This is a genomic window from Thermostichus sp. OS-CIW-31 (genome assembly GCF_054060305.1).
Genome location: NZ_JBSSDA010000029.1, coordinates 1 through 25,879, shown reverse-complemented (window position 1 = coordinate 25,879; position 25,879 = coordinate 1). Strand labels below are relative to the sequence as shown.

Sequence of the window (25,879 nt, the reverse complement as noted above, 5' to 3'; positions counted from 1 at the left end):
GTAAACCAGCCTAGAGGTTCGTGGTTGGCTTGCCAACTGCAGGGCTGCCGAAAGCCCGCCCTGTACTGCGAAGCAGTCAGGGTCGGGTAGTTTACCCTCACCTGATATGAAAGCTCAGCTTCCGGTGACGATTTTGACAGGTTTTTTGGGCAGTGGCAAAACCACGCTGCTCAAGCGCATCTTGGAAGAGGAGCATGGGTTGCGCATTGGGGTTATCCTCAACGAGTTTGGCGAGATTTCCATCGATGGCGAGTTGGTCAACATGCCCGAGGGGGGGCTGATGCAGCTCAACAATGGTTGCCTCTGCTGCACGGTGCGAGAGGATTTTGAACGGGCGGCCCGCCAGCTGCTCCAGCATGCCCAGGCGCTGGACTATCTGGTAGTGGAAACCAGCGGCGTGGCGGATCCCAGGCAGGTGACCGAGCTATTTGTGCAGAGGGTCTTTCATGAGGAGTTGCGCCTGGATGGCGTGGTGACCTTGGTTGACGGTGCCGAATACTGGCGCAATTTCCAGCGCTCGCAAACCGCCGCCCACCAGATCGGCAGCGCTGACATTTTGTTGCTCAATAAGGTGGATTTGATCGACGAAGCCGAACGAGAGCGGATCCTTCTCGATCTGCGCCGCTACAACCCCGCTGCCCCTTGCCTGCTCACCACCCATGCCCAGGTGCCTCTGGCCCGCATCTTGGATGTGCATGCCTTCCGCCCAGAATTGTGGGATCCCAGGCTCCCCAATGCAGAGACTGAGGCCCACCATAGCCATCACCTCGAGGAAGACGGGATCCAATCGGTGAGCTTTCAACTGCAGCAGCCGCTGGATTTGGCGGCTTTTCGCGATTGGCTACAAGACATGCCCGAGACCCTTTTTCGCGCCAAGGGGGTGCTGTGGGTTGTGGATGAGCCGCAGCGGGTTATCTTTCATCAGGTGGGCCAGCGGCAAACCCTTTTTCTGGAACGGGACTGGGATCCCGATGAGCCCCGCTTGTCCAAAATTGTGTTGATTGGCAAAGGGCTGGAGCCGGAACAGCTGGCTGCCGGCCTCAGCCGGGTGTGCGGGGCAACCGCCGCTGGCTAAGGATCCTCTTCAGTTTTTTCGGTTTTTGGATTGGGTGATCTGGGATGGCTCGCAGCAAACTTTCAGAGCAAGAACAACAGCAAATTGTTAGCGCCTACCGCGGCTCGGCAGCGACCGCCGTCGAATTGGCGGAGCAATTTCAGGTGAGCATCACCACCATCACCCGCGTGTTGAAGGAAAATATCGCTGCCGATGAGTATCAGCGGTTGATCCATCTCAAACGCTCGGCTGCCCGCCGCAAAGACATGGGGGAAAAAGCTGTTGTTGGCGGGATCCCAGCCCCAGAGCAGCAGATTTTGCCGCTGGAGCCGGAGCTGCCTTTTTCATCTCCCTCGCTGCAGCCGAACGCAAACGACGAAGGCGAGGATAACACCGCTGGAACAGAGTCTCTGCCAAAACTGCCCCCAGAAGAACTGCAGTTGGCGGCTGAGCTTCAGGAAGATGTGGAGGATGTCGGGGAAGAGGATGAGGAAGAGACCGAAGAAGACCGTGACCTCGAAGACGAGGATGAGGACGACCCTGACTATCTCCTAGAAGATGAAGATGGGCCAGAAGAGGATCCCCTCACCGATCCCAGCTATCAAATTCAGGTATTACCCCTGGAAGAGCTCACCCTGCCGGAAACCTGCTACGTCGTTGTTGACCGCTACCAAGAACTGACCACCCGCCCTCTCAAAGAATTCTTTGGCTCGGGATCCCTGCCCATCGAAGGGATGGATAACGCCAATACGCTGCCCATTTTCGACAACCACAAGGTGGCCCGTCGCTTTTCCGAAATGAGCCGTCGGGGCAGCAACACCTACCCGCCCTACCGGGTGATCCAGTTTCCCGGCTACATCCTGGAGATTGTGCGCACCCAACTGCAAAAGAAAGGCATCACCCATCTGCTCATGGATGGGCAGATCTACAGTCTTTGACCATCTCCTCAAGCTCAGGAGCGGGGGATTCCCGTTACTGGCGCAGGTTTGCAGCCCTGCGTGAGCGCCGTCGGCCTACTTCGCCACAGCAGCAGTACCCGTCTCTTCGGACATTTGGACTGCCCCCGCCCCCACGGGCTTATGGATCGCTCCTCAGCTCCCCACTCACACTGATGGAACCAAAGGCTCATGCCGTGACATACTTCCGCACTCATGCTGATGCAAAGCGCTCCGCGCCGCTAAAGCGAGAGAGGGCCGGGCTTCTCGGCGGCCTAGCTAAGCCTTGTAGCAGGCAGAAATACGCAAAGTTTGTGATCATTCCACAGCCGTCGCCGCGTATTCCAGCTCCTCTTCCACCACTTCCGGTGGGGCCTCTGCCGCTTGTCCTTGCTTAGCGGCCAGCAGTTGCTCACGGTACTTGGCTGCCATCTCCTCGGCCTTCTCGTAAACCAGCTTGGGATCCCGAATCATGTCGCCGGGATTGGGCTCCAGTTGCTTGGTGGACAGCGAGATCCGCGCCCGCTCCGCATTTAGCTCGATGATCATCACCTTCACTTCGTCGTTGACGTTGAAGACGCTGTGGGGCGTGTCAACATGATCGTGGGAGATCTCGGAAATGTGCAGCAGGCCGGAGACGCCGCCAATATCGATGAAGGCACCATAGGGCTTGATGCCCCGCACCGTGCCAACCACCACCTCGCCCACTTCCAGATTGTTCATCTTCCGCTCCACCAAGGCGCGGCGATGGCTCAACACCAAGCGGTTGCGGTCTTCGTCCACCTCTAAAAACTTCAGGGGCAGCTCTTCGCCCACCAGCTCTTCTTTTGGCTTGCGGGTGCTGATGTGGGATCCGGGGATAAAGCCCCGCAGCCCCTCAATCCGCACCAGGGCTCCACCTCGGTTGGTAGCAAAAATGGTTGAGCGAACGGTGGCATCTTCTTTCTGGAGCTGCCGTACCCGTTCCCAGGCCCGCATGTACTCGATGCGGCGGATGGAGAGGGTCAGCTGTCCCTCTTCGTTTTCTTCGGTGAGGATAAAAAACTCGCGGGTTTCTCCCGGCTGCAGCATCTCGTGCGGGTCTTCCAGGCGGCTAATCGACATCTCCTGGAGCGGCAGAAAGGCAGCCGTTTTGGCCCCAATATCGATCAAAGCACCGCGTGGCTCCACCGAGAATACTGTACCCGCCACAATTTCGCCAGGGCTGAAGTGATAGTCGTACTTATCCAGAAGGGCGGCAAAGTCTTCAGTGGTAAAACCTACATCGGCAGCAGTGAATCGACTCATAGGGGTGCAGTAACAGATCAGTTGCGCGGGATAAAGGGTAGAAGGCCAATCGAGTTTGGCAGGATCCCACTTCCACTTTCCCACCTGGGGAGGATGTGGCTGGGAAATACCATCGTAGCTTAGAGGAGCGTCTTTTGTGGCAAGTTTCCCGGCATCTTGCCAAGCTGGAAGATAGAAGATTTGGGAGAAGAACGATTGCACTTTATCGACCAAGCCGAAATTGAAGTGCAAGGGGGGAATGGCGGAGATGGCATCGTTGCCTTCCGCCGTGAAAAGTATGTGCCGGCTGGGGGGCCATCCGGCGGCAATGGCGGGCGGGGCGGCTCAGTGATCTTGGTGGCCGATCCCGGCCTGCAAACTCTGTTGGATTTTCGCTTTCAACCGGTGATCAAGGCGGAACACGGGGCCAAAGGGGGGCCCAACCATCGCAGCGGGGCCAGTGGTGCGGATCGGCTGGTGCGGGTGCCCTGCGGTACTGTGGTGTTCAATGCGGAGACGGGGGAATTGTTGGGCGATCTGGTGGGCAAAGGGGATCAATTGCTGGTAGCCCGTGGGGGCAAAGGCGGCTTAGGCAATGCCCATTTTTTGAGCAACCACAATCGCGCCCCCCGCCAATTCACCAAGGGCGAAGCGGGAGAACGGGTGCGCCTGCGCCTGGAGCTGAAGTTGATTGCCGAGGTGGGCATTGTCGGCCTGCCCAATGCGGGCAAGTCCACTCTGATTTCGGTGGTCTCCTCTGCCCGGCCCAAGATTGCTGACTACCCCTTCACCACGCTGCAGCCCAATTTGGGGGTGGTGCCCCATCCATCGGGAGATGGGGTGGTGTTTGCCGATATTCCGGGGTTGATCGAGGGGGCGCACTTGGGGGTGGGGCTGGGCCACGAGTTTTTGCGCCATGTGGAGCGTACCAGGGTACTGATTCATTTGGTGGATGGCACGGCGGCGGATCCCGTCAAGGATTACCAGATCATTCAGCAGGAGCTGCGCGCCTACGGCCACGGGTTAATCGATAAGCCACAAATCCTAGTTTTGAACAAGATCGATGTTCTGGATCCCCAGCAGGTTGCCGAGCGCGCCCAGAGGCTGTCTGCTGCTGCCGGCACTTCGGTGGTGACCATTTCTGCGATTGCCAAGCAGGGGCTGGATGCCCTCTTGCAGCGGGTGTGGCAGTGCCTGGGTCGGGGATCCCAACAGTCTGCGCAGTTGGATCTTGTGGGAGCCATCCAGTCCCACGGCGGAAGAATCTTAGAATAGGAAAGCCCCTGCCTTCCCAGAACCCAGAGACGAGTGGCTATGTATATCTCGGCGGAGGATCTGCCACCGGATTTGCGTCAGATCATGTTGGCCGTTGAACAGGCGGCTCAGGCGAGGGCGGGAGCGTGTGTGGAGCTGCTGATGCTCCTGCGGCTGCTGGAGGAGTTGCACCGCGCGATCCTGGAAGGTGCCTTTCGGGAGTCTTTGCCCAATACCCGTCAAGCTCTGTATCGGGTGCTTCAAGATTTGGAAGAAGCGGGCGACTGGCCCTATCTGCCCCGTCTGCACATCCAAGCCCTGATGCAACAACTGAAGGACTGGCCCGAATCTCAGGGATCCCTGCCGGTGTCGGTGCCACCGACCCCCCGCCCTCTTGTGGAAAACCCTTTGGGGGGGAGCTGCTCCGAGTCTTGACCTCTTTCCACCTGCCCGATGGCCGAGTATTTTAAGCTGCATCCTCAACAGCCCCAGACCCGTTCCATCCGGCGGATTGCGGCGGCTTTGCGGGAGGGGGCAGTGATGCTTTACCCCACCGATACAGTCTATGCCATTGGCTGCGATGTGACCCACAAACAAGCAGTGGAGCGGGTACGCCGTATCAAGCAGCTCTCCAACGACAAGCCTCTTACCTTTTTGTGCCCTTCTCTCTCACGCATTGCCCACTATGCCCAGGTAACCGATTCGGCCTATCGGCTGATGCGGCGGCTGATCCCCGGCCCGTTTACGTTTCTGTTGCCGGCCACCAAGCTGGTGCCCAAGTTGGTGATGGAGCCCAAACGGAAAACCACCGGCATCCGCGTGCCCGACTCGGCCATTTGTCAGGCTTTGCTGGAAGAGTTGGGCAATCCAATTGTCTCCACCTCTGCCAAGCTGGGGGGGGATCCCGTCGGATCCCTGGACTTAAGTTCTGGGCAAGCCTGGGAGTGGGAGAGCGACCCCTGGGATGAGGGTGGGATCTTTGCGGCTGAAGAGATGCGGCAGTTGGAAAAACAGGTGGATCTGGTGCTGGATGACGATGCCCCCCGCCGGGCCAAGGTCTCTACGGTAATCAATTTGACCGGATCCGAGCCGCTGGTGGTGCGGGCCGGGCTGGGGTATGAGCAGGTGGCAGATCTGAACCTGAAACTGGTGGGAGAAGACGGTTAAGGGCAGAGGGATCCCGCGTTCTCTAAAATAGGGTCAGTGCCTTCGGAGTGTGCCCATGTCTGAGGCCCTGGCTCAGCAAAAATCGGCTCTGCTGCACCTACTGGAGGCGACCGACCGGGGCCGGAAAGTTTCCCCTGAGCAGCAAGCCCAGATCCTGTCTCAGATTGCCGCCCTAGAAGCGCTCAACCCCACCCCCAAGCCAACATCGGCTCCTGAAGGGTTGGAGGGGAACTGGCTCACCCTATTTACCACGAGCACAGCTCTGCTGCGGCTGGCACAGTTGCCTTTTTTGACCACCGGCGAGATCTACCAGTGTATTCGGGCCAAGGCTGGACGGGTCTTCAACGTGGCGGAGATCCAGGGATCCGGCTGGCTGGGGGCTTGGGTGCCACGGGGAATCTTGGCGGTATCGGCACGCTTTTACCCCGAATCTGAGCGCCGGGTGAGGGTGATTTTCGAGCGATTGGTGCTCGGATCCCAAGCTTTGATGAGCTACGAGATCGAGAGTTTTCTCTATTTGCTCGAGCGGGCTCCGGAGCGGATCCCGGCTATTCAAATCGATATTCGCCGCCGCGAGCCAACGGGCTGGCTGGATATCACCTATTTGGATGAAGATTTGCGGATGGGCCGGGGCAGCGAGGGGAGTGTATTTGTCCTGAAACGGGTGAGTTGAGACTTCGGCTAGCCGGAGGGCTTAGAGGGTTCCGTTTCGGCTATTTTGTGAGATAGGTTTTGGGTTAGGGTGAAGCCTATTTCCTGTAGAACTTGCAAGGCGCGGTAGGACTCCCGCAAAGCTTGCAGCTCCTGTTGAGTTTGCTCCAGTTGCCGGGCTTTTTGCTCCTGTAAGAAGCGCAGCCTTTGATTTTCGGACGCCGTGCGACGCAGAACGTGCTTGAGTTTCTGCTTCTGCTGCTGAAGCCGAGTCCGCCTCACCTCCAACTGCTGCAGTTGGATTTCTTGGAGTTCCAGTTCTATTTTCAGAGTGGCGACCTGCATCTGGAGTTGGCGAAGTTTTTGGTTGAGCTCTGGCTCTGGTGTGGGTTTTGCCGACTCAGGGCTTGGGGAAGAAGGTGATGACAATTCTTGTAGGGGCTGCAACTGTTGGGCCTTGGCCTGCGAAGCTTGATCCTGGTGCTGCTTGCCCTGCAGTCTTACTTGAGTGTGTTCGCTTACTTCGGTTTCAGTTTCCGTCTGCTGCTCAGCTTGATCAAGAATTTGTCGATCGCGGATCTGGGTTTGAGGATCCTCGTCAACCGACTGCAAAGGGAGAGAATCCTCCTCGGGTTGCCGAGGGTTGCCGCCATAATCGGCGGGATCAAAGGGAGACAGAGCCGCTACCAGCGAGGCCCGAAAATCAGTCCAGGAGCCCGACTGCAGACCCATCTGAACCACCCGCCAGGCCCCATAGGAGGCCCCAGCGGCAGCCAGGATCCCAGGGATCCCGGCCAGGGAGAGGGAAACCTTGGGCAGGGTGGGCAGGATCTGATCCAGCAGCCCCACCACCAGAGCGAAGACGAAAATCCCGCTCCCCGCAGCAGCGGCACCCGAGACCCAAGAGGAGCGGGAAAACATCGTCATTGGCTTTTCGTTATCACAATCGCTAGAGCGGGAAAACCAGGTTCAAAAATGGCCTGTCTGCACTCAGTTTATCCCGCCAGCAGCCTCTGTTTCCCTCTCAGGGCACCTGCCATGCCCGTTGGTGGTAGCCCTCTAATTGGGCCCAGGGATCCCCAGCCGCTGCGTGGGTATGGCCGTGGTCGTGGTGAGGGTGGGAATGAGGATGGTGATGGGATCCGTGCCCGTGATGGTGGTGATGATGCTCGTGAGGATGGTGATGGGTATGCCCAGCTCTGACCTCTGCGCTCACGGCCAGGCGAAACTTGCACAGGTGGCAGTTCATTTGGGTTTGGCCCTGCAGGGCTTCCTGCTCCAGTTGCTGCAGGCTGTGCAGCACCGTATCCACAAGGCCCAATTCCGGCAGCATGAGCCAGTCGATTTCCGACTGTCGTTGTCGTTGTTGTTCCACTGCCGCCTCGATTTTTTTCACCAACACCCCCGTAAACAGAAAGTAGGGCAGCACGATCACCCGACGCGGATGCCAGGACGAGGCCCGCTCCAACCCCACAGGCAGGCGGGGATGGGTAATGCCGATAAAGCAGGTCTCCACAGCGGCAAACCCGGATCCTTCCCAAAGCAGCCGAGCCAGTTTACAGGCTTCGGCATTGGCCTCAGGATCGCTGGAGCCGCGACCCACAAATAGGAGCACGGTTTCTGCCTCTGGGATCCGCCGCGGTTGGGCAGCTATCAGAGCAGCCAATCGGTCTCGCAGCAGTTGCAGGATCTCGATGCGGATCCCCAGCGGCCCACCGTAACGAATGCGCAACTGGGGATAGAGGGCCTGCAGGCGATCCAGTTCCATCGTCACATCGAACTTGTTGTGGCGGGCCCCAAACAACAGCAGCGGCAGGACCACAATCTCTTGCCACCCTTGGGCAATACACTGCTGGATCCCTTGGGCGATACTCGGCTCCGTCAGCTCCAGAAAACAAGGGATCACCGGTCGATGGGGAGTGAGGGATTGGTAGACTTGGGCCAACTCCAGAAAGGCTTGCCGCCCTTCAGGGTCGCGGGATCCGTGGCCGATGAGCAACAGGGGCAGGGGGACAACAGGAGACTGCCCAACCGCAAGCGGAGGGGAAACACTGAGGGTATTCAACACAAAAAACTCCGTTCCTTGTGAATCGCAAGGGGTACAGGACAACGGCAGGTGGGTGTTCTGGCTGAGGGAGGGATCCCATCACAGTTGCGTCACAGTGGCGGACTTGCACCGCGCTTTCCCCAGTCTGCCTGAGCTTTTTAAGTTAGCTTGCCTCTTGCCATTCACCAAGCTCCCGGGGGGGATGTTCTTGTCTGCCAGAAGATAGCCCCGAGACATGAGCGGTACGGCAGACTCATGCTCAAAGGGCAGCAAAACTGTTGCCGCGCTAATCCCCCTTGCCCCTGGGAGAGGGCCTAACGCCGGCCCGCTGGTTTGGGGGGCTGAAAGTGTCGCAGGCGCAGGGCATTGGCGACCACCGAAATGGAACTCAGGGCCATTGCCGCCCCGGCCAGCATGGGGTTGAGCAGCCAGCCTGTGAAGGGATAGAGCGCCCCAGCAGCAATCGGGATCCCGAGCGTGTTGTAGATAAAGGCGAAGAAGAGGTTTTGGCGGATGTTGTTGAGGGTAGCCCGGCTGAGTTGAATGGCTGTGGCGACTCCCCGCAGATCCCCCGACATGAGGGTTATATCGCTGGCGGCCATCGCCACATCCGTACCCGTACCGATGGCGATCCCCACATCGGCTTCTGCCAGAGCCGGAGCATCGTTAATGCCATCTCCCACCATCGCCACCCGGTGTCGAGGTTGTCTTAGGCTGCGTATGTAAGCTGCCTTCTGATCCGGACGGACTTGGGCAATTACCCGCTGAATGCCTGCTTGCCGAGCAACCGCTTGGGCCGTGGTGGGGTTATCCCCGGTTAGCAGGATCACCTCTAGGCCCATCTGTTGCAGGTGTTGCACTGCCTCAGGAGAGGTGGGTTTGAGCGGATCGGCAATGGCCAACAGCCCCGCCAGGCTCTGGGATTGGGCTACGCCGATCACCGTTTTGCCCTGGCTTTCCCAGGTCTGAACCCGCTCTGACCAAGAGGGATCACAAGGGATCCCCATCTCCTGTAGCCAGCTCAGCCGACCGATGCGAATCCACTGATCTTCCACCCAAGCCTCTGCCCCACTGCCTACCCTTGCCTGAAAGTGCCAGGCAGGAGGGATCACAATTTTTTCGGCTTCGGCTTTCTGCACCACCGCCTGGGCCAAAGGGTGTTCCGAGTGCCGCTCCACTGCCGCTGCCAGGCGCAACACCGTCAGGGGAGAGGAGCCATTAGCCCAAATATCGGTGACGGTAGGGCGACCTTCAGTCAGGGTGCCAGTTTTGTCCAAGACCACCGTGCGCAAGTGGTGGGCCAATTCCAGGCTGTCGGCACTTTTCACCAGGATCCCCAATTCTGCCCCTCGTCCCGTGGCCACCAGGATCGAGGTGGGGGTCGCCAACCCCAGCGCGCAAGGGCAGGCGATGATCAGCACCCCAATTGTGTTCACCAAGGCCAGTGTCGGGTTATCGGCCAGCACCCACCAGAGCACAAAAGTTAGAACTGCCACCCCAATCACCGCCGGCACAAACCAGGAGGTGACCCGATCCGCCAACTGTTGAATCGGAGCTTTGGATCCCTGGGCTTCCTGCACCAGGCGCACGATCTGGGCCAGAACCGTGTCTTTGCCCACCCGCCGCGCCTCCATCACAAAGCTGCCCGTCTGATTCAGCGTTGCCCCAATCACCTCATCCCCCGCCGACTTGAGTACAGGCAGGCTCTCGCCGGTCACCATGGACTCGTCGAGGGTGGAGGATCCCTCTAGAATGACCCCATCCACCGGCACCTTCTCTCCGGGGCGCACTCGGATCCGATCCCCCACCTGCACTTCCCGAATCGGAATATCCTGCTCCACCCCATGGCGAATTACCCTTGCCGTTTTCGGTTGCAGCCCGATCAGCTTGCGAATGGCTTCGGAGGTTTGCCCCTTAGCCCGTTGCTCCATCCACTTGCCCACCAGAATCAGGGTGGTGACCACCGCCGACACCTCATAATAGACATCCGGGTGCAGTCCTTGCCGGTGAAAATAGTCGGGGAAAACCGTTGGGAAAACAGAATAGAAAAAAGCCGCGCTCGTCCCCAAGGCCACCAGCGTGTTCATATCCGCTGAACGCCGTTGCCAAGCAGCCCAGGCTCCCCGGTAAAAATGCCTGCCCACCCAAAACTGCACCGGAGCCGTCAGCAGCAACTGCAACCCAGGATTGTGCAGCCACATGGGAAAGCCCGGGATTTCCATTCCCAGCATCATCGGCAGGGATCCGATCACCAGCACCGTGCTGATGCCCACCCCCATCGCCACCTTCAGCTTCAATTCCCGTTCTGCGGCCCGTTGGGCGATCCGCTCTGGGTCTGTCGGATCGTCCAGCTGCCAATCCTCCTGGATAAGGCGCGCCCGATACCCCGCCCGCTCCACCGCCCGAATCAGCGCCTGCGGATCCACCAGCCGGGGATCCCCTTTGACGGTGGCCTGCTCACTGGCAAAATTCACGGATCCGGAGGATACTCCCTGCACCTGAGTGAGGGCCTGTTCGATGCTGCGGGCGCAGGAGGCACAGCTCATCCCTTGCAGGGCCAACTGCCAAGTGCCCTCAGGAGAAGGCGCAGAGGCCGATAGTGCACCCGATGACCCTTTATGGGCAGACATGGCAACACCTTGTTGATGAAACGACAGCTACTCTCCACCCTGGGCAGGGCGAAGGCAGCCATCTGTACAGAAATTCAAAACAGACGCCCGACCGTTCCCGGCCCAAAATTGACTAGGCCGGGGGATATCCCACCTGGGTGAGGGCCTGCCGCAAATCGCTCACAGACCGCCCAGAAGTAATCCGCACCTGTTTGGTTTTGGGATCCCCTTCCACCTGGGCCTGGGGATCCAGTTGCCGCACCGCTTGCGCAATGGTGTCCACGCAAGCCGCACAGGCCAGCTTGGGCACTGTCAAAACAACCTGCATCTTGGAAAACCCCCCCAATGCCACTGAAAGGATGCTAAACCTTACAGTGGGCTGGAAGGTCAAGAGGGAGGCTGAGGCTCGTCCATATTCCAGCGGTAGTCCACCTGATAGCCCCGCTGTCGCCACTCTTCCTCCAGTTGCACCTGTTGGGTGAGGGCTTTGCGCAGGGAGTTGATCAGCTCTTGCGTGCGGCCTCGGTTGCCAAAATCCTGTTCTTCCACTGCCGGAAAGGTTTGCCGCTCCAACACCCGCAGCAGAAATTCGTAGTGGATATGAGCCGGCACAGGAATACGTTTCATCGGTCTGAGCAATCCTTAGAGATCCATTGTTCTTAACAGAGATCCATATGATGGAGGGTTCTCATTCACTGAGATGACAACAGGTGGCGCACAGCTTGGCCGGGATCCGGCTGGGTCACCAGCGCTTCCCCCACCAGCACAGAGCGCACCCCCCAGGCCCGCAACTGCTGCAAATCGGCAGGGGTATGGATGCCGGACTCGCTGACCACAGGCAGATCGCCAAGGAGCTCCGAGTGGGCGGCCAACAGGTTGCGCGTTGTGTTTAAGTCCACCGCAAAGGTTCTCAGATCGCGATTGTTGATGCCAATGAGCACCTGCCCCCTGGAGTCTTGCAGTTGGGGCAAACGCAACACCCGCTGCAACTCTTGGGAAGTGTGCACCTCCAGCAGAGCTGCCATGCCCAATTGCCGAACCAGCTTGAGAAAATAGCCCAAGTCCGCATCCGAGAGAATGGCGGCAATCAAGAGCACCGCATCTGCCCCCAGGCTGCGGGCCCAGAGGATTTGGTAGGGGTAGAGGATGAACTCCTTGCAGAGGATGGGGATCCCTACTGCCTGACGGATCCGGCGCAGATACTCGCCGCTGCCCTGAAAGAACCGCTCATCCGTCAGCACCGAGAGGCAACTGGCCCCACCGGCTTCATAGCTCTGGGCAATGGCTACCGGGTCAAAGGGATCCCGCAGAACGCCGCGGCTGGGAGAGGCTTTTTTGACCTCGGCAATAAGGGAAACAGGGTGAGGCGACTGGGTGAGGGCCGCCACAAAATCCCGCACCGGCGGAGCCTGATCCAGTTGCCGTTGCAATTCCTTGAGGGGAAGCTGCTCCCGTTGCCGCTCCACCTCCTGCTCTTTATGCCAGACGATCGCTTCCAAAATGTGGCGCGGTTTGGCTTCCGGCGCTGTTGTCTGGTACACCTGAGAGGCTACGACCACCGGCGGGGCAGGAGAACGCCGACGAATAGAAAGCGGCTCACCTTGCAGCTCCATACAACCCCCGAACACAACTCTACACCACACCCTAGACTACTTTAGTGCTCGGCCAGCGGTTTGAATAGCTACCCCAGGCATCCCCAAAACTCATCTGGCGAAGGCGTTTTTTTTACCCTATGGTTGAGTCTAGAAAGGTGGTGTAGTCTTTATGCGCCTCGGCGAGCCATGTTCTGGCGGCCGTCCATTTTTCCCCGGCCAGGGGCAGTGGCTCGGTGGGGTCAAGGCTGGTGCTGTCCATGCTGTTTTAGAGGAGTTCAGGCGTGCTGTACCTAGCAGAGCTATCCAAGCCGATTGGATTTGCCAAGTCGTCTCTGCAATTGCTGGCCAAGCAGCAGCAGGACAATACCTGGGTGGCCGTGAACGAAGAATCCATTACTTTGGAAGGCCGCATCGCCCAGGAGGCTGGGCGCTTCAAGGATGGGTCATTGGTGCTGGCGGAAATCTCCGGCAACCGTCAGGTCGCCCGCATCAGCGAAGCCGCTCGCCAACTGGTGACCTATCTGCAAAACTTCAGCCAACTTCAGCTCAGAGCCCGCAGCCAGGAGGAGGAGATCGAGGTTTGGAAACAGTCCCTCACCTTTCAGGCCCATGAGCTTAAACGCCGCGAGATGGATCTGGCAGCCCAAGAAGAAGAGGTGCAGCGGCTGTATGAGCAATACAAGAGTGTGGAGGAAGATCGCAAACTTCTGGACAGCCTCAAAGAGGAACTGGCAGCCCAGCAAGCTTACTTAGCTGAACAACAGCGCCTGATCGGAGAGCAGCGGGAAGCTCTGAATCGGCAGCGGCAAGAGTTGGAAGCCCAGTTGCAAGAAGCTCGCTCCAGCCGCTTGGGGGAGGCAGAAGCAGCGCAGCTACAGGCTTTGATGCAACAGCTCCAGGAGAGTCTGCATCCGGCTGGGGATCCCTTGGCGCTTCTGCAAAGCTTGAAAAGCCACATTCAGCAGCAGCAGGAGCACTTGAATCAACAGATTGCCCAACTGGAAGCAGAACGTCAGCAGGCCCAGATCCGGCAAGACGAGCTGGATCGGGACTACCGCGCTTGGCAAGAACGCCACACCGCTTGGTGGGGATCCCGACAATCCCTGGAGCACAGCCAAGCAGAATGGCAAACTCGGCAGGGATCCCTGCGAGCCCATCAAGAGCACCTGCAGAGGATTCTCCAGCAGCTGCAATCTCAAGAGAGCCTATACCAGAAAGCCTCTCGTCTGGTGCAGGAGTACGACTTTATCGTCGATGGCAGCAGCAACGGCAGGGCTGGGGAGCCGGCGATCTCGGTCGAGGAGCTGGCGGCTTTGGTCAGCCAACTGCGCCGAGATTACGAGCAGCGGGCGGCCCAGGTCAGCCAGCAGCGGGCCGAACTGGAGCAAAACCGGCAAACCCTGCGGGAGCTGCAAGAGCGGCTGGCCAGCGCCTCTCCAGAGGAGCGGTTTGACATCGAGATGGATATCGACTATGCCCAGTCTGCCTGCAGTGCTTTGGAAGAAGCCCTGCTGCCTCAGGAAAAAAACCTGCAGCGAGAGTATGAAGAGTTGACCCGCCAGGAAGCCCGCCTTAGACAGCTGCAAAATCAAGCTGCTGCCCCGGTTCAGGTCGATATTGGGCCGCTCCTGGAACAGATCGGCAGCCAGAAGCAGGATCTTCTCCAAGAAAAAGGTCGTCTGCAAACCCTCATTCAACAACTGGAATCGTCCTTGCCTTCTCAGCAGGAGCAGCTCGCCCGCCAACGGCAGGAATTGGAGCAGCAGTGGCAACACCTGGAGCAAGAGGAGGGATCCCTGCGGGCGCGCGCCCAGGCCATGGCAGAAACCTGGGGTCGCCTCAATCACCTGCAGGCCACCCTCTACCCAGAGCGGGATCGGTGGGCAGCGTTGGCGGGAGAATTGGCGCAGTTGGAGACGGAGCTGAGCCAACACCAAGCCAGAAACTCCGCCGCATGCGACCACGTCCAACAGGTACACTTTCTCCTGGCTACCCTCGCGCAGGCGTGAGGAAGTTCACGTTTCCTGTGGGGGGTGGGGAGAACCGGCGCAAGCGGAACTGCGGCCTTAATTGAGGAAAACAAATCTGGTAAAATTCGCTAGCACCCTGCAGCCACTGGGGCTCCTAATTCTCGGGCGAGGGGACTGCAGAGGTTAGTGCGTTTTGCCCCGCTTCTTGCTTGCAGTTGCCAAGGATATTCCAGTGTGAGGTCAGCTTGTGCGAATTGCGGTCGATGCGATGGGGGGTGACTACGCTCCCGAAGAGATCATCAAGGGCGCCCTGCTGGCCCATCGGCATCTGCGGGTCGGGATTGCGCTGGTCGGTCGTCCAGAGTCCCTCAAGCCCTTTTTGCCTCAGCCCTTGCCTGCTGGGATCACCATCGTGCCTGCCGAGGACGATGTGGGCATGGCGGAAGAGCCGCTGATGGTGCGCAAAAAGCCCAAAGCCTCCATCAACATCTCGATGCAACAGGTGCGCTCCAACCAAGCGGATGCCGTGGTGGCCGCCGGGAATACCGGAGCAGCGATGGCTGCGGCCTACCTGAATTTGGGCCGGCTGGCAGGGATCGATCGCCCGGCCATTGGCGCTCTTTTGCCCACTTTGAAAGGCAAGCCGGTGCTGCTGCTGGATGTGGGGGCCAATGTGGATTGCCGGCCCCGCTTTTTGGAGCAGTTTGCCCGCATGGGATCCCTCTACTGCCAGTGCGTGCTGGGGGTCGAGCGTCCGCGGGTGGGCCTGCTCAACATCGGCGAGGAGCCCAACAAGGGCAATGATTTGGCTCTGGCCACCCACCAGCGTCTGGCCCAGTTGCCAGGGATCCATTTTGCCGGCAATGCCGAGGGGCGGGATGTGCTGACCGGGGAGTTTGATGTGGTGGTGTGTGACGGCTTTGTGGGCAATGCCCTCCTCAAGTTTGCCGAAAGTGTTGGCCAGGTGATCACCCAGGTGCTGCGGGAGGAGCTGCCCCGCGGCTGGCGCGGCAAGTTGGGCTGCTGGCTGCTCCGGCCCAACCTCAAGCAGGTAAAGCGGCGGATGGACTACGTGGAGTATGGCGGTGCTTTGCTGCTCGGCGTCAACGGCATCTGCGTGATTACCCACGGCAGCTCCAAGGCGCCGATGGTCTACCACGCCATTCGCCTGGCCAAAGAGGCGGCAGAACAGAAAATCCTACAGCGGCTGCAGGCGGAAATGGTTGACCCTCGCGAACCTGAATCCAACCCCAGGCGGCGCACCCGGCCCCTTCAGGTCTACTCTGGCTCTGGCCCGGAAGTGTTGCCGTTGGGATCCCTGGAAAGGACTTCCTCCCGCTGTCCCGAACCCGTGGAAGATGCCCAGCCATAGCCTCCCGACCGTGCGGCTGGTGGGGGCAGGGGCTGCCCTGCCGGATCCCTGCCTGAGCAACGACGATCTCGGCCAGATCGTCGAAACTTCCGACGAATGGATCTGGCCCCGCACCGGCATTCGTCAGCGGCGCATTCTGCCCCCTGAGCTGAGCTTGGTGGATTTGGCGGTCCAGGCAGCCAAGGCCGCTTTGGCTCAGGCCGGGATCTTGCCTCAAGACCTGGATTTGATCCTGCTGGCCACTTCCACCGGTGTCGATCGGTTTGGCTCGGCCCCTCAGGTGCAGGCAGCTCTGGGAGCAACGCGGGCGGTGGCTTTTGATCTGACGGCAGCCTGCACGGGCTTTGTCTTTGCAGTGGCCACGGCAGCGCAGTTTTTGCAAACCGGGCTGTACCGGCGGGCCTTGGTGGTGGCGGCGGATGTGCTCTCCCGTACGGTGGACTGGGCGGATCGCACCACCTGTGTCTTGTTTGGAGATGGGGCCGGGGCGGTGGTTCTGGAGGCGGGGGAAACCGGCGGGATCCTCAGCATTGAGCTGCGCAGCGATGGCAGTGGCAGCCAGCTGCTCAGCTTGTCCATGGCTACAGAGGCCAAGCCCCTGGTGGGATCCCTGCAGGTGGGGCAGTATCGCTGCTGCCCCATCACCATGAATGGCCGCGAGGTGTACAAGTTTGCCGTCCAGGCGGTGCCGGAGATCATCGAGAAGGCTCTCTTTCGGGCTGGGATCCCGGCGGAAGCAGTACAGGGATATTTTATTCATCAGGCCAACCAGCGCATTCTCGATGCGGTAGCCAAGCGCCTGCAGCTGGATCCGCAGCGGGTGGCCAGCGTCTTAGAGCATTACGGCAACACCTCGGGCGCTTCGGTGCCAATTGCCTTGGCCACTTGGATCGAGCAGGGACGCTTTGGCGCCGGCGATCTGGGGGTGATGGCGGGCTTTGGTGCCGGCCTCACCTGGGGGGCGATTGTGTTTCGTTGGGGGAAGTGAATTGATGACCGTTGCCTGGATCTATCCCGGCCAGGGATCCCAAGCGGTGGGCATGGGAAGGGACTTGCGGAACTGGCAGGGAGCAGCCCAGAAGTTGGCTTTGGCCCGTGAGATGTTGGGATGGGATCCCTTAGCTCTGTCGGAAGACCAGATCCACCAGACCGGCTACACACAACCGGCTTTGTTCACCGTATCGGCCCTGTTGACGGACTATCTCTACGCCCAGGGACAGGCTCCTGCCTGCACTGCTGGCCACAGTCTGGGCGAATACAGCGCCCTCTACGCTGCCGGCGTGTTTGACTTCGAAACCGGCCTACGGCTGGTGGCGCTGCGGGGCCAACTGATGGAAGCCGCAGGGGATCCCCCGGGCAGCATGGCGGCAGTGATGGGGTTTGACCGCGACAAGCTGGAGCACCTGTGCCAGATGATCCCCGACGTCACTCTTGCCAACGACAACAGCCCGGATCAGGTGGTGATCAGCGGCTCAGTGGAGGGGGTGCGGGCCGTCTGTGAGCAGTTGCAGGCCAAGCGCACCGTTCCCCTCAAGGTAAGTGGCGCCTTTCACTCGCCCTTTATGCAGGCTGCTGCCGAGGAGTTTGCCCACACCTTGCGCGCTGTTGACTTTCAGCCGCCGCGAGTGCCCGTCTACAGCAACTGCACTGCCACCGCCAGCCGGGATCCGCAAGCCCTTAAGCAGGCGCTGCTGGCCCAGATGACTGCCCCTGTCCGCTGGCGAGAAACCGTGTTGCAGATGGCCGCCGACGGCATCCAAGAGGTGTGGGAAATCGGCCCCGGAAATGTTCTGACGGGCTTGGTGAGGCGAACGGTGCCGACCCTGACGCGGTGCAATTTCAGCAACCTCAGCAGCTAGGGGATCTGCTATGGAGCATGACTCTAGTCAATAATAAGCTCAACTATACTGAAAATAATGTATAATATGTTCAGTACGGATTACTACCAGTTGATCTTTCTGTTTACTTTCGAGTCTGCCAACATGGTAGCCAAAGCAAAGCAGAAAATTGGTAGTAAGACGACACGGAAACTGCGCTTTGGGTATTCTACTCAAAGCTTTGCGGGATACCGCCATTCTGTTTGGAAACAAACAGAATGCCATCGCTGCATAGTTGAACAGTGATGTTCAGCAGTGTTCAGCGTAAATGTATCAGCTCCGCTAACGCGACCAGGATCCCTCCAAGTGGGATCCAACCGGCAAGCGACCCTGGGCCGGGATCTGTCCCAACAACACCTGCAGCAACGCCTGTAGAGAGACGGGGGTAGTGCCGTAGCAGGCCAAATAGACCGGGATCTGGGGCAGGGCAAAGGCGTCGTAGGGGGATCCCAAGGCCAACCCAATCACCTTTTCCGGCGGAAGGGATCCCAGCAGCAACCTCTGCGCCGGATGCCGCCACGTCTCCAGGGATCCCACCAGCACCTGCGCAGCCCTTTGAGCCCCTTCTTGGGCAATCCGCTGCTGTTCGGGGGTGGGATCCAGAGGGATGGAGAACACTTGGGCAGCGGGACAGGCTTTTTGCAGCAGCTCCCCCAACAAAGGTACAGGGGTGATAAGCAGCGGGTCAGGGGCCAAGGGAGGCAGGGATCCCCGTACTAGGGTGATGCTGTCTTGGGCGATTTGGCGGGCCAGTGCCCGGTGGTTTTCCAAGCCGGCAGGGGGGAAAGGGGGGCAGGGGGATCCCAATCCGTAGCGCCGCTTCAAGGTCAAAATTCGCTCCACTGACCGATCCAACTGCTCAACCGACAAACGACCGGCACGGAACTCCCGCAGCAGATGGGCATAGGCTTCTTTTTGGATGGCCGGGCTAAAGCCGGGATCTGCCCCAAACACCAGCACATCGGCTCCTGCCCTAAAGGCCAGTTCTGCCGCTTCGGGAATGCCGTAGGTGCGGGCAATGGCCCCCATGGTCAGGGAATCCGTCAGGACAAGACCCTTGAAACCCAGCTTCTGCCGCAGCCAGCCGGACACCACCTCAGGGGCCAGCGTTGCCGGTTGCAAGGACTTCGTCCCGCTGTCGCCGACGGATCCCAGAGCCGGCATCACCACATGCGCCGTCATCATCGCCTCTGCCCCTGCCCGGATCAAAGCCTGAAACGGGCGCAATTCCGTGGTCTGTAGCGCCTCCAGAGGGCGATCCACCCGCGGCAACCCCAGGTGGGAATCCATATCGGTGTCCCCATGGCCGGGAAAATGTTTGGGCGTACAGAGGATCCCGGCTTGCCGATAGCCGCGCCACAGGGCGAGGCCGTAATCTGTCACCTGTTTCGGGTCTGACCCAAAGGCTCGGATGCCGATGATGGGGTTGTGGGGGTTGCTGTTCACGTCCACAACAGGGGCGAAGTTGAGGTTAAACCCCAAACTTTTCAGCTCCGTTCCCACCGCACGGGCCATAGCTTCCGCCTTTGCCAGGGATCCCGCTGCTGCCACTGCCATGGCGCTGGGGAACACCGTCACCCCCTCGGTAAGGCGCACCACCGGCCCCCCCTCTTGATCAATGGCTATCCACAGGGGGACAAGGGCTTGTGCCTGAGCCGCGGCAATAAGCTGGGCCACCTGAGGCAACGTTTGAATGTTGCCGGCAATCGAATAGAAGATCAGCCCGCCCACGTGGTAGTCCTGGATCATCTCCTCGAGAGCGGAGGAAAACTCAGCTCCCTCAAAATAAACCAGAAACAGTTGCCCCACTTTCTCCTCAAGGCTCCAAGCCCTGGGATCCACTGCGGCAGCGGGACGGGGTCCTTTCGCGTCAGCGGGACGGAGTCCTATCGAGCATGTCAAAGCAGATGTCCTTGGGCGTCGCTGCCAAGAAAGCCGGTCAGGATGAGCGTAAACTACCCGACATCAACCGCTAGGCGGTACGAAGCGGGCTTTTAGTAGCCCTGCAGTTAGCAAGCCAACCACGAGCCTCTGGGGTGGTTTACAGCACCCCCAATCGACCGTTACCAGTGCCTTAAACAACCGTTTCTGGTGTCCGCAGTATTATTATAGCATTCCTCCCGACACCGACCCTACGGGTACAGTGCGGGGCTCCTGCGATTTCTAGCTGAAGTGGCTCTTGCAGGTTTAGAGTGGCGATTGACTTGTAGTTGTGGCCATACTGGAGGGATGGCGTAAAGAACTGTAACCTCAGCAGTACACCAGAGTCATCTTGAAGTGCAGTGATGAAGTGCAGTGAAATAGTGCAGTAAAATTGTCTCTAAGGCGTTCTTTGTTCTTTGTGTTGGTTCTAGCTCCCCTTTCTCCTTAAAAAAAGAGGAGTTGTGAGTGAGAGAAAACCTACCCAAACATTACCTATGGTCAAAACAATCTTCAAGACAATCTCCTCCTCCACCCTGGGGTCGATGATGTTGCCTTTCTCCTGCCGCCAGCTTTGGATAACTGCCTTTCCCGCGTTGGCTGGAGTTACGGTGGCTATTGGCGGCCTTGGGGCGGGAGGATCCCTGTGGCAGGCGGGAGCAGCAGGTTTGGCTACGGGGATGACGGGCTATGTGGCTTCTGCTCTATCTGGAAGCGAGGCCAAAGCCAAAATCCAGCTTCTGCAGCACCTCGAAAATCGACAGAAGCAAAACGAAATCACTCCTTCAGACCTACAGCAACTGCAAAGCGAACTGGCCAACCTGCGTGCTGCCCTTGAAGATTGGGCAAAAGTCCAGCAGAAGGGGGTGGCTGCTGCCCAACCTTATGATGAGGCTCGTTCGCAAGCTCAAACTCCTCAGCTTCATTTTGAAACAGAGATCCAGATCCAATCTCAAGAAGAACGACTTCCTCAGTTACGCGCAGAAGAGCAAAGCCTGAAAGCCTCGATTGGAGATTTACAAGCCAAGAAACAGAAACTCATTCAGTCCCATAAGGAGGGCATAGCCAAGGTAGAACAACTCCAATTAAAACAGAATCTCCTGAAGCAGGATACTGCCCGCTTAACCCAGGCTTGTCGGTCAACAGGCTCTAGTAACTCCATTAAACGGTCACCTATGCCCGCGAAAGGGTCTTCAGACGTATCTCTTGGCTCGGCCCGCATGACCAAAACTGCCGCCGGCGTCGCATGGGCCGACAAATATGACGAAGTCTTTGCAACCCTCGAGGAGCGAATCGACAACCTGGAAGATAGCGCCAGAGCAATGGCAGAACTGGCATCGATGGAAGGCAACGGTAGCCGATAGGGGCAGACATCCCATCCCAATAGCACCGAAACGGTTCACAGCTCTGGCTCGCCAAAGCCCCGTAGAGGGTGAGCGTGTTCTGAGGGGATCAAGCCCTTGGCCTGCACCAATACCCCAAAGCCCCCCAACCCCATGGGATCCAGCAGCGCGTGAAGAGCATGTCGCCGCCGCAAAACCTGGCCCACATCCACAGCTTCGCCGCCAACCGAGCTCCCCATTTGGCTGAGGGCAGCCAGCCGCTCGGTCAATCCCAGGTTCACCAAAAAGCTGCTCTGCCGGGTGAACCCCAGACATTTTAGCCCCAGAGATTCTCCCACCTGCTCTAGGGTGGTAAAGTCCACATGAGCGGTGAGATCCTGGGATCCCACCCGAACATAGGGATCCGTGTAGCTGCCGTGCTGTCGATAGGCCAGGAGCGTACCTTGGGCGCGGTGGGGGCTGTAGTAGCGCTGGGCGGTGTGGCCGTAATCGATGGTGAGCACGTAGCCTCGCCGGAGCTTGCGGGCCAGGAGCTGCAGCCACTCCAAGGCTTTTAGGTTCACCTCGGTTTGGTAGCCCGACGGATAGGTTTCTACAGGGATCCCCAAGCGGGCAAAATACTCCCTCAGCTCAGGAGTGGACAGATCCCCCAGCACTTCGCGGAAGTCGGCTTCTGCAGCCTCGCTGCAATCGACATAGATTTCTCGCAAAGCCCCATCCTGCACCTGCACCCGATGCACCGGAAAAGCATCCACCAGCTCATTGGAGAAAAAGCAGCCTGTAACTGAGTTATCCGGGATCCCGTCCCAATCCAACCAGCGCACCTTCTCCCCAAAAGGGGCCAACCGCTCCTGCTGGAGCTGCCGCAGATGGGCAGAACGCTCCAAAATCCCATAGTCCAGCGCCTGCCAAAAAGAGGGCTGTTCGCGTAAGCGGGCCGCAGGCCTTGCAGAGCGCACGTAGGTCAGCCAATCCTGGGCCAAGCGACCGCTGCCTGCCCCCATCTCGATGACCGTGAAGGCAGAGGGGGATCCCAAAATGTGCCAGAACTGGTGGATTTGCTCCGCCAACAGTTGGGCAAAGTCCGCCGCCAGGTGGGGAGAGGTGAGGTAGTCGGGGCCAATCGGGGATCCCTGCTCGTAATAGCCCAACCCTGGCTCGTAGAGAGCCCACTCCATAAACTGGGCAAAGGTCACCGGTCCCTGAGCGCGAATGCGGCTGACAATCAACTCCCGCAACTTCTGCGTGGCCTGAGGTGTCGATAGAGAAAGACTCGGGTCGCGTAGGTGTTGCTCAGGAGCGATCACAGGTGAGGATTCCAGGGATCCAGACTTACTCAACTCAAACTTACTTGTTCAGGGGACGACGCCAATTTTGGCGAAACTGACGGTTCGAGACCAACAACACAGGCCAAAGGGCCGATACCACCCACTTCCCGGAGCCCGAATAGATGCGATCCGCCTTGCGGGCCGAGTACCAAACTCCACCTGCATAGATTGCCAAGAGCAAAAAAGGCCACATCTCAACCCATCCTGTTCAACGCTGCTCACCAGGTCAGGGATCCCCAATCAGTAGGCATCCTGCAGCTCATAGAAGTCAGGCGTGATGTAGTCCTTGCGCAGGGGCCACCCTATCCAGTCTTCCGGCATTAAAATCCGCTTCAGGTTCGGGTGTCCCTCGAAAACAATGCCGTACATGTCGTAGGTTTCCCGTTCCTGCCAATCCGCCGACTTCCAAATCCAGTATACGGAAGGCAGCCGTGGATCGTGGCGAGGCAACTTCACCTGGAGCCGCACCTCCTGAGGGCGATCCGCCCCCTCCGACAGCTGGATCAGGTGGTAAAGGCTGACCAGGGGCTGCCCTGCCCCCAGGTCATATCCGCACTGACACTCCAGGTAGTTAAAGCCGTAGGCATAGAGGGCGGTACACAAGGGCAGAAGAAAGTCCCGCTCCACCTCCAACAGCTCTACCCCCGCTGCGTCTCTCCCCAAATACTGGTGCTCGAAGCCGTTGTCGGCCAGAAACTGGGAAACCGGGCCCCGCTCCAACGTCACCAAGGGTTCCGACTGCTCGCCTGCGGATGGCGGCGCTTGTTTTTCCTGGGCATTCTCCTCTGCCATCTCACACTCCTCCCTGCAAGGCTTTGAGCTGCTGTTCCGCCCGCTTAAAGTCGGCAGTTTGCAAAGCCGGGGGCACCGGCAGGCCGATGGCCGCAGCCAGCTCTGGCGGGGGAGCTTGGCGGGTCTCGCTCTCCAGATACTTGCCGGTGATGATCTCCGGCACAGGCTTGAGGTTGTGCTTAACCGTGTAGTAGCGGTGGGTTTGCTGCAGACGGCCCCGCTCCCGCATGTCCTCGGCGGCGATCTTCTTGCGCAGCTTGACAATGGCATCCATGATCGCCTCTGGACGAGGGGGGCAGCCAGGAATGTACACATCCACCGGGATCAGCTTGTCCACCCCCCGCACTGCCGTGTAGGAATCGGAGCTGAACATGCCACCGCTGATGGTGCAGGCCCCCATGGCGATCACGTACTTCGGCTCAGCCATTTGCTGGTAGAGCTTGACCAACGCCGGCGCCATTTTCATGGTGACCGTACCTGCCGTGATGATCAAATCAGCCGTGCGCGGCGAAGAACGAGGCAGCAGGCCAAAGCGGTCGAAGTCGAAGCGGGATCCCAGCATGGCGGCAAACTCGATGAAGCAGCAGGCGGTGCCGTAGAGCAGCGGCCAGAGGCTGGACATCTTAGCCCAGTTGTACAGGTCGTTCACCGTCGTCAGAACGACGTTGTTGGAGAGGTCGGTAGTCACCTGGGGGGCAGCCCCCGGAAACAAGACTTGCGATTTCTCAGACGTCATGACCATTCCAATGCTCCTTTTCTCCAGGCGTACACAAGACCCACCACAAGGATGGCGATGAAAATCAGGGCCTCCACAAAGGCCAACAGCCCCAAGCGGTGAAACGCCACTGCCCAGGGATAGAGGAACACCGTCTCTACATCGAAAATGACGAAGACCAGTGCGAACATGTAGTAGCGAATGTTGAACTGGATCCAGGCTTGCCCAAACGGCTCCATGCCCGACTCGTAAGTGCTGCGCCGCAGGGATCCCCGCCGCTTTGGCGCTAAGAGCGCGGAAGCCCCCAGAGCCAAAATCGGCAGCAGAGAGCAGACGATTAGAAAAACCAGCAAATACTCGTAGCCGGACAGAACAAACACGACGCCAGACTGCCTCAGGTGCTCAACATTTAGATACGTTTCCAGTATAGAGCCAGTCTGGGGCTCCCCTGCGCCACCGGATCTTCAGTTCTATTGATGATCATGATTGTTGGGAGCGGCGTTTTTCCAGCCAGCCCCACACTCCGCTCACCACCGCCCCGGCCATCAGGATCCCCAAAGCCGGCTGAAACAAAGGCAGCCAGAGCCGCATCCAAAGTTTGTAGCCCAGTGGGATCCCAAGAAAAGCCCCGGTTACGGAAAAGACAAACCAGACAAACCCGGCGAACACCAGAAAGACAACGGCAATCAGGAAGTTATCCAGCCAGCGCTTAAAGTCAGAGGAAGTCATGGGGATTGAGGTAGAGCAGCTTGAAGGAGACCTAGAGGCAATATGAGAACCGAACTTTTTGGCTACCCAATGCCAATCATCTCAGCAGCACTTGGGAAGATCCCACGTGCGCCTTTTGTGAGGGTGAGCCATGCCGACTCGGTTCTTGCCCGCTGTGAGCACAACTCAAAACCACGGTAGCGCCAGTAGGATTCCACGGCCAGCCTACCAGCAACATTAAGCGCGAGTCCCATTCTGCCGTTTGAGCCGCTCAGCTTGGAGATGACTCCCAAGTTGGCTGGCTGCCGTTGGCCCTTCACCAGTTGTTGACTTGTCAAGATATAGTGGTAAAAATCTGTTTATACACAATATGTAGCGTTAAGCCGATGTCCATCTCCTCTGGCTCTTCTTTTGCAGACCGCTTGCGATGGGTGATTGGCGATGAAGCCGTCTATGCGTTTGGGCGACGGGCCGGAATTAGCGATACGGCCTTGCGCAGCTACCTGAAGGGATCCGTGCCCAGCATTGACAAGGCCGTGAAAATTGCCCAAGTGGGCCAGGTCAACCTCAATTGGCTGATTACAGGGGAGGGATCCCCGCAGTTGCATCCCGACGCGAAAGCAGAGTATGTGTATGTGCCTTTTGTCGATGTGGCCGCCTCTGCCGGAGCGGGGGTGTTGGTGCGGGAAGAATCGATCGAATCGGTGATTGCTTTTGAGCGAAACTGGCTGCGGACGCACTTGAAGGGAAACCCTGCCGATCTAAGTCTGATTCGGGTGCAGGGGGATAGCATGTCTCCCACGTTGGAGGATGGCGACTGGATCTTTGTGGAGCGGCAAGAGGGTGGAGACCTGGGCTGTGAAGGCATTTACGTCTTTCAGATGGATGGAGATCTGTTGGTCAAACGGCTGCAGCGCCTGCCTGGGTCCCAGGTGAAGGTGATCAGCGACAACCCCCGCTTTCCTCCCTTTGTGGCGGATTTGGCGGATCCCATCAACGGCCTAACCCTCATAGGGCGTTATCGAGGTCGCATCAGTTTTGATTAGCCTCCCACAGCAGATGGCGGGAAGTGGCAGTTGGACCGACCGAGAATCCCCTTGGCGAGATCGGGTCGCCGGTTAGGATGGGTCTTGAGGGTTGAGCTGAGAGGAGTTCCTGCTCCTTGCCTGCGCCCATCCAGCCGGAGCATGACTCTAGTCAATAATAAGCTCAACTATACTGAAAATAATGTATAATATGTTCAGTACGGATTACTACCAGTTGATCTTTCTGTTTA

26 protein-coding genes and 1 riboswitch are annotated in these 25,879 nt (G+C 58.8%); of the genes, 12 read left to right on the top strand and 14 right to left on the bottom strand.

The window, feature by feature from the left end:
- Window positions 1-106: 106 nt before the first annotated feature.
- Both ACVWY9_RS13205 and ACVWY9_RS13200 read left to right on the top strand, forming a co-directional pair.
- Window positions 107-1,075, top strand: coding sequence for a CobW family GTP-binding protein (locus tag ACVWY9_RS13205; protein WP_414342593.1), 969 nt, complete (start codon window positions 107-109; stop codon window positions 1,073-1,075).
- A 44-nt stretch (window positions 1,076-1,119) separates the two neighbouring features.
- The gene (locus ACVWY9_RS13200) at window positions 1,120-1,992 is read left to right on the top strand and encodes a hypothetical protein (protein WP_414383135.1); all 873 of its coding nucleotides are present in this window, start codon (window positions 1,120-1,122) and stop codon (window positions 1,990-1,992) included.
- Between the two features lie 315 nt (window positions 1,993-2,307).
- On the opposite strand, the gene ACVWY9_RS13195 is transcribed toward ACVWY9_RS13200, so the two are convergent.
- Window positions 2,308-3,276, bottom strand: coding sequence for a 30S ribosomal protein S1 (locus ACVWY9_RS13195; RefSeq protein WP_414419250.1), 969 nt, complete (start codon window positions 3,274-3,276; stop codon window positions 2,308-2,310).
- A gap of 195 nt (window positions 3,277-3,471) precedes the next feature.
- Between ACVWY9_RS13195 and obgE the strand changes: the two genes are divergently transcribed.
- From obgE to ACVWY9_RS13175, 4 genes are read left to right on the top strand one after another with little or no spacing between them, the layout of a single operon-like run.
- The gene (gene obgE, locus ACVWY9_RS13190; RefSeq protein WP_457388843.1) at window positions 3,472-4,530 is read left to right on the top strand and encodes a GTPase ObgE; all 1,059 of its coding nucleotides are present in this window, start codon (window positions 3,472-3,474) and stop codon (window positions 4,528-4,530) included.
- A 39-nt stretch (window positions 4,531-4,569) separates the two neighbouring features.
- Window positions 4,570-4,944 carry a hypothetical protein gene (locus ACVWY9_RS13185; RefSeq protein ID WP_414357583.1) on the top strand — a complete coding sequence of 125 codons (375 nt, stop codon included), beginning with the start codon at window positions 4,570-4,572 and terminating at the stop codon, window positions 4,942-4,944.
- A gap of 18 nt (window positions 4,945-4,962) precedes the next feature.
- Window positions 4,963-5,676, top strand: a complete 714-nt coding sequence (locus tag ACVWY9_RS13180; RefSeq protein ID WP_457388840.1) for an L-threonylcarbamoyladenylate synthase — start codon at window positions 4,963-4,965, stop codon at window positions 5,674-5,676.
- A 55-nt stretch (window positions 5,677-5,731) separates the two neighbouring features.
- Complete coding sequence (locus tag ACVWY9_RS13175; protein ID WP_457388838.1) at window positions 5,732-6,349, top strand: PAP/fibrillin family protein; 618 nt, start codon at window positions 5,732-5,734, stop codon at window positions 6,347-6,349.
- An 8-nt stretch (window positions 6,350-6,357) separates the two neighbouring features.
- Here the strand turns inward: ACVWY9_RS13175 and ACVWY9_RS13170 are convergent, their stop codons facing one another.
- From ACVWY9_RS13170 to trpC, 6 genes are all read right to left on the bottom strand, one after another.
- Window positions 6,358-7,254 carry a hypothetical protein gene (locus ACVWY9_RS13170; RefSeq protein ID WP_457388836.1) on the bottom strand — a complete coding sequence of 299 codons (897 nt, stop codon included), beginning with the start codon at window positions 7,252-7,254 and terminating at the stop codon, window positions 6,358-6,360.
- 97 nt (window positions 7,255-7,351) lie between these two features.
- A complete protein-coding gene (locus tag ACVWY9_RS13165) occupies window positions 7,352-8,395 on the bottom strand; it encodes a sirohydrochlorin chelatase (protein ID WP_457388834.1) in 1,044 nt (347 codons plus the stop codon).
- A 30-nt stretch (window positions 8,396-8,425) separates the two neighbouring features.
- Window positions 8,426-8,561, bottom strand: a riboswitch (cobalamin riboswitch).
- Window positions 8,562-8,688: 127 nt separating this feature from the next.
- The gene (locus ACVWY9_RS13160; protein WP_457388832.1) at window positions 8,689-11,004 is read right to left on the bottom strand and encodes a heavy metal translocating P-type ATPase; all 2,316 of its coding nucleotides are present in this window, start codon (window positions 11,002-11,004) and stop codon (window positions 8,689-8,691) included.
- 112 nt (window positions 11,005-11,116) lie between these two features.
- Window positions 11,117-11,311, bottom strand: a complete 195-nt coding sequence (locus tag ACVWY9_RS13155) for a heavy-metal-associated domain-containing protein (RefSeq protein WP_414357588.1) — start codon at window positions 11,309-11,311, stop codon at window positions 11,117-11,119.
- Between the two features lie 59 nt (window positions 11,312-11,370).
- Window positions 11,371-11,610 (bottom strand): DUF5340 domain-containing protein, encoded by a 240-nt coding sequence (locus ACVWY9_RS13150; RefSeq protein ID WP_041436722.1) that lies wholly within the window; start codon window positions 11,608-11,610, stop codon window positions 11,371-11,373.
- Between the two features lie 65 nt (window positions 11,611-11,675).
- Window positions 11,676-12,596 (bottom strand): indole-3-glycerol phosphate synthase TrpC, encoded by a 921-nt coding sequence (trpC, locus tag ACVWY9_RS13145; RefSeq protein ID WP_457388830.1) that lies wholly within the window; start codon window positions 12,594-12,596, stop codon window positions 11,676-11,678.
- A gap of 263 nt (window positions 12,597-12,859) precedes the next feature.
- Here trpC and hmpF point away from each other — a divergent pair, with 263 nt between their 5' ends.
- The 4 genes from hmpF to fabD all read left to right on the top strand — a co-directional run bounded on the left by hmpF (window position 12,860) and on the right by fabD (window position 17,779).
- Window positions 12,860-14,587 (top strand): pilus motility taxis protein HmpF, encoded by a 1,728-nt coding sequence (gene hmpF, locus ACVWY9_RS13140; protein WP_457388829.1) that lies wholly within the window; start codon window positions 12,860-12,862, stop codon window positions 14,585-14,587.
- Between the two features lie 208 nt (window positions 14,588-14,795).
- Entirely contained in the window at window positions 14,796-15,920 is a 1,125-nt protein-coding gene (gene plsX / locus ACVWY9_RS13135) for a phosphate acyltransferase PlsX (protein ID WP_457388827.1), read from the top strand.
- Window positions 15,907-16,908, top strand: coding sequence for a beta-ketoacyl-ACP synthase III (locus tag ACVWY9_RS13130; protein ID WP_414331554.1), 1,002 nt, complete (start codon window positions 15,907-15,909; stop codon window positions 16,906-16,908). Before plsX ends, ACVWY9_RS13130 begins: the two co-directional genes overlap by 14 nt.
- Before the next feature lie 4 nt (window positions 16,909-16,912).
- Window positions 16,913-17,779, top strand: a complete 867-nt coding sequence (gene fabD / locus ACVWY9_RS13125) for an ACP S-malonyltransferase (RefSeq protein ID WP_457388824.1) — start codon at window positions 16,913-16,915, stop codon at window positions 17,777-17,779.
- A 300-nt stretch (window positions 17,780-18,079) separates the two neighbouring features.
- On the opposite strand, the gene ACVWY9_RS13120 is transcribed toward fabD, so the two are convergent.
- On the bottom strand, window positions 18,080-19,606 hold the full coding sequence (locus ACVWY9_RS13120) for a glycoside hydrolase family 3 protein (protein WP_457388822.1): 1,527 nt from the start codon (window positions 19,604-19,606) through the stop codon (window positions 18,080-18,082).
- Between the two features lie 608 nt (window positions 19,607-20,214).
- Between ACVWY9_RS13120 and ACVWY9_RS13115 the strand changes: the two genes are divergently transcribed.
- Window positions 20,215-21,081, top strand: a complete 867-nt coding sequence (locus ACVWY9_RS13115; RefSeq protein WP_457388820.1) for a hypothetical protein — start codon at window positions 20,215-20,217, stop codon at window positions 21,079-21,081.
- A gap of 35 nt (window positions 21,082-21,116) precedes the next feature.
- Here ACVWY9_RS13115 and ACVWY9_RS13110 read toward each other — a convergent pair whose 3' ends face one another.
- From ACVWY9_RS13110 to ACVWY9_RS13085, 6 genes are all read right to left on the bottom strand, one after another.
- The gene (locus tag ACVWY9_RS13110) at window positions 21,117-22,400 is read right to left on the bottom strand and encodes a class I SAM-dependent methyltransferase (RefSeq protein ID WP_457388818.1); all 1,284 of its coding nucleotides are present in this window, start codon (window positions 22,398-22,400) and stop codon (window positions 21,117-21,119) included.
- Between the two features lie 7 nt (window positions 22,401-22,407).
- Window positions 22,408-22,581: a hypothetical protein gene (locus ACVWY9_RS13105; protein ID WP_414344869.1), complete on the bottom strand. Its 174-nt coding sequence runs from the start codon at window positions 22,579-22,581 to the stop codon at window positions 22,408-22,410.
- 47 nt (window positions 22,582-22,628) lie between these two features.
- Complete coding sequence (locus ACVWY9_RS13100; RefSeq protein ID WP_457388815.1) at window positions 22,629-23,180, bottom strand: NAD(P)H-quinone oxidoreductase subunit J; 552 nt, start codon at window positions 23,178-23,180, stop codon at window positions 22,629-22,631.
- A 1-nt stretch (window position 23,181) separates the two neighbouring features.
- Window positions 23,182-23,916 carry an NADH dehydrogenase subunit K gene (locus tag ACVWY9_RS13095; protein WP_457384275.1) on the bottom strand — a complete coding sequence of 245 codons (735 nt, stop codon included), beginning with the start codon at window positions 23,914-23,916 and terminating at the stop codon, window positions 23,182-23,184.
- Window positions 23,913-24,275, bottom strand: coding sequence for a photosynthetic/respiratory NAD(P)H-quinone oxidoreductase subunit C (gene ndhC / locus ACVWY9_RS13090; RefSeq protein WP_011433900.1), 363 nt, complete (start codon window positions 24,273-24,275; stop codon window positions 23,913-23,915). The genes ACVWY9_RS13095 and ndhC overlap by 4 nt, the downstream gene beginning before the upstream one ends.
- A 100-nt stretch (window positions 24,276-24,375) precedes the next feature.
- A complete protein-coding gene (locus tag ACVWY9_RS13085; RefSeq protein WP_457388813.1) occupies window positions 24,376-24,624 on the bottom strand; it encodes a hypothetical protein in 249 nt (82 codons plus the stop codon).
- A gap of 365 nt (window positions 24,625-24,989) precedes the next feature.
- Between ACVWY9_RS13085 and ACVWY9_RS13080 the strand changes: the two genes are divergently transcribed.
- On the top strand, window positions 24,990-25,649 hold the full coding sequence (locus tag ACVWY9_RS13080; RefSeq protein WP_414424727.1) for an XRE family transcriptional regulator: 660 nt from the start codon (window positions 24,990-24,992) through the stop codon (window positions 25,647-25,649).
- Window positions 25,650-25,879: the final 230 nt, after the last annotated feature.

Coding starts and splice junctions, on each gene's coding strand:
- ACVWY9_RS13200 (WP_414383135.1), top strand. CDS start 1,120: ATGGCTCGCAGCAAACTTTCAGAGCAAGAACAACAGCAAATTGTTAGC.
- ACVWY9_RS13170 (WP_457388836.1), bottom strand. CDS start 7,254: ATGACGATGTTTTCCCGCTCCTCTTGGGTCTCGGGTGCCGCTGCTGCG.
- ACVWY9_RS13100 (WP_457388815.1), bottom strand. CDS start 23,180: ATGGCAGAGGAGAATGCCCAGGAAAAACAAGCGCCGCCATCCGCAGGC.
- ACVWY9_RS13080 (WP_414424727.1), top strand. CDS start 24,990: ATGTCCATCTCCTCTGGCTCTTCTTTTGCAGACCGCTTGCGATGGGTG.
- ACVWY9_RS13130 (WP_414331554.1), top strand. CDS start 15,907: ATGCCCAGCCATAGCCTCCCGACCGTGCGGCTGGTGGGGGCAGGGGCT.
- ACVWY9_RS13150 (WP_041436722.1), bottom strand. CDS start 11,610: ATGAAACGTATTCCTGTGCCGGCTCATATCCACTACGAATTTCTGCTG.
- ACVWY9_RS13115 (WP_457388820.1), top strand. CDS start 20,215: ATGGTCAAAACAATCTTCAAGACAATCTCCTCCTCCACCCTGGGGTCG.
- ACVWY9_RS13175 (WP_457388838.1), top strand. CDS start 5,732: ATGTCTGAGGCCCTGGCTCAGCAAAAATCGGCTCTGCTGCACCTACTG.
- ACVWY9_RS13180 (WP_457388840.1), top strand. CDS start 4,963: ATGGCCGAGTATTTTAAGCTGCATCCTCAACAGCCCCAGACCCGTTCC.
- ACVWY9_RS13105 (WP_414344869.1), bottom strand. CDS start 22,581: ATGTGGCCTTTTTTGCTCTTGGCAATCTATGCAGGTGGAGTTTGGTAC.
- ACVWY9_RS13155 (WP_414357588.1), bottom strand. CDS start 11,311: ATGCAGGTTGTTTTGACAGTGCCCAAGCTGGCCTGTGCGGCTTGCGTG.
- ACVWY9_RS13095 (WP_457384275.1), bottom strand. CDS start 23,916: ATGACGTCTGAGAAATCGCAAGTCTTGTTTCCGGGGGCTGCCCCCCAG.
- trpC (WP_457388830.1), bottom strand. CDS start 12,596: ATGGAGCTGCAAGGTGAGCCGCTTTCTATTCGTCGGCGTTCTCCTGCC.
- fabD (WP_457388824.1), top strand. CDS start 16,913: ATGACCGTTGCCTGGATCTATCCCGGCCAGGGATCCCAAGCGGTGGGC.
- ACVWY9_RS13160 (WP_457388832.1), bottom strand. CDS start 11,004: ATGTCTGCCCATAAAGGGTCATCGGGTGCACTATCGGCCTCTGCGCCT.
- ACVWY9_RS13195 (WP_414419250.1), bottom strand. CDS start 3,276: ATGAGTCGATTCACTGCTGCCGATGTAGGTTTTACCACTGAAGACTTT.
- ACVWY9_RS13205 (WP_414342593.1), top strand. CDS start 107: ATGAAAGCTCAGCTTCCGGTGACGATTTTGACAGGTTTTTTGGGCAGT.
- ACVWY9_RS13085 (WP_457388813.1), bottom strand. CDS start 24,624: ATGACTTCCTCTGACTTTAAGCGCTGGCTGGATAACTTCCTGATTGCC.
- ACVWY9_RS13185 (WP_414357583.1), top strand. CDS start 4,570: ATGTATATCTCGGCGGAGGATCTGCCACCGGATTTGCGTCAGATCATG.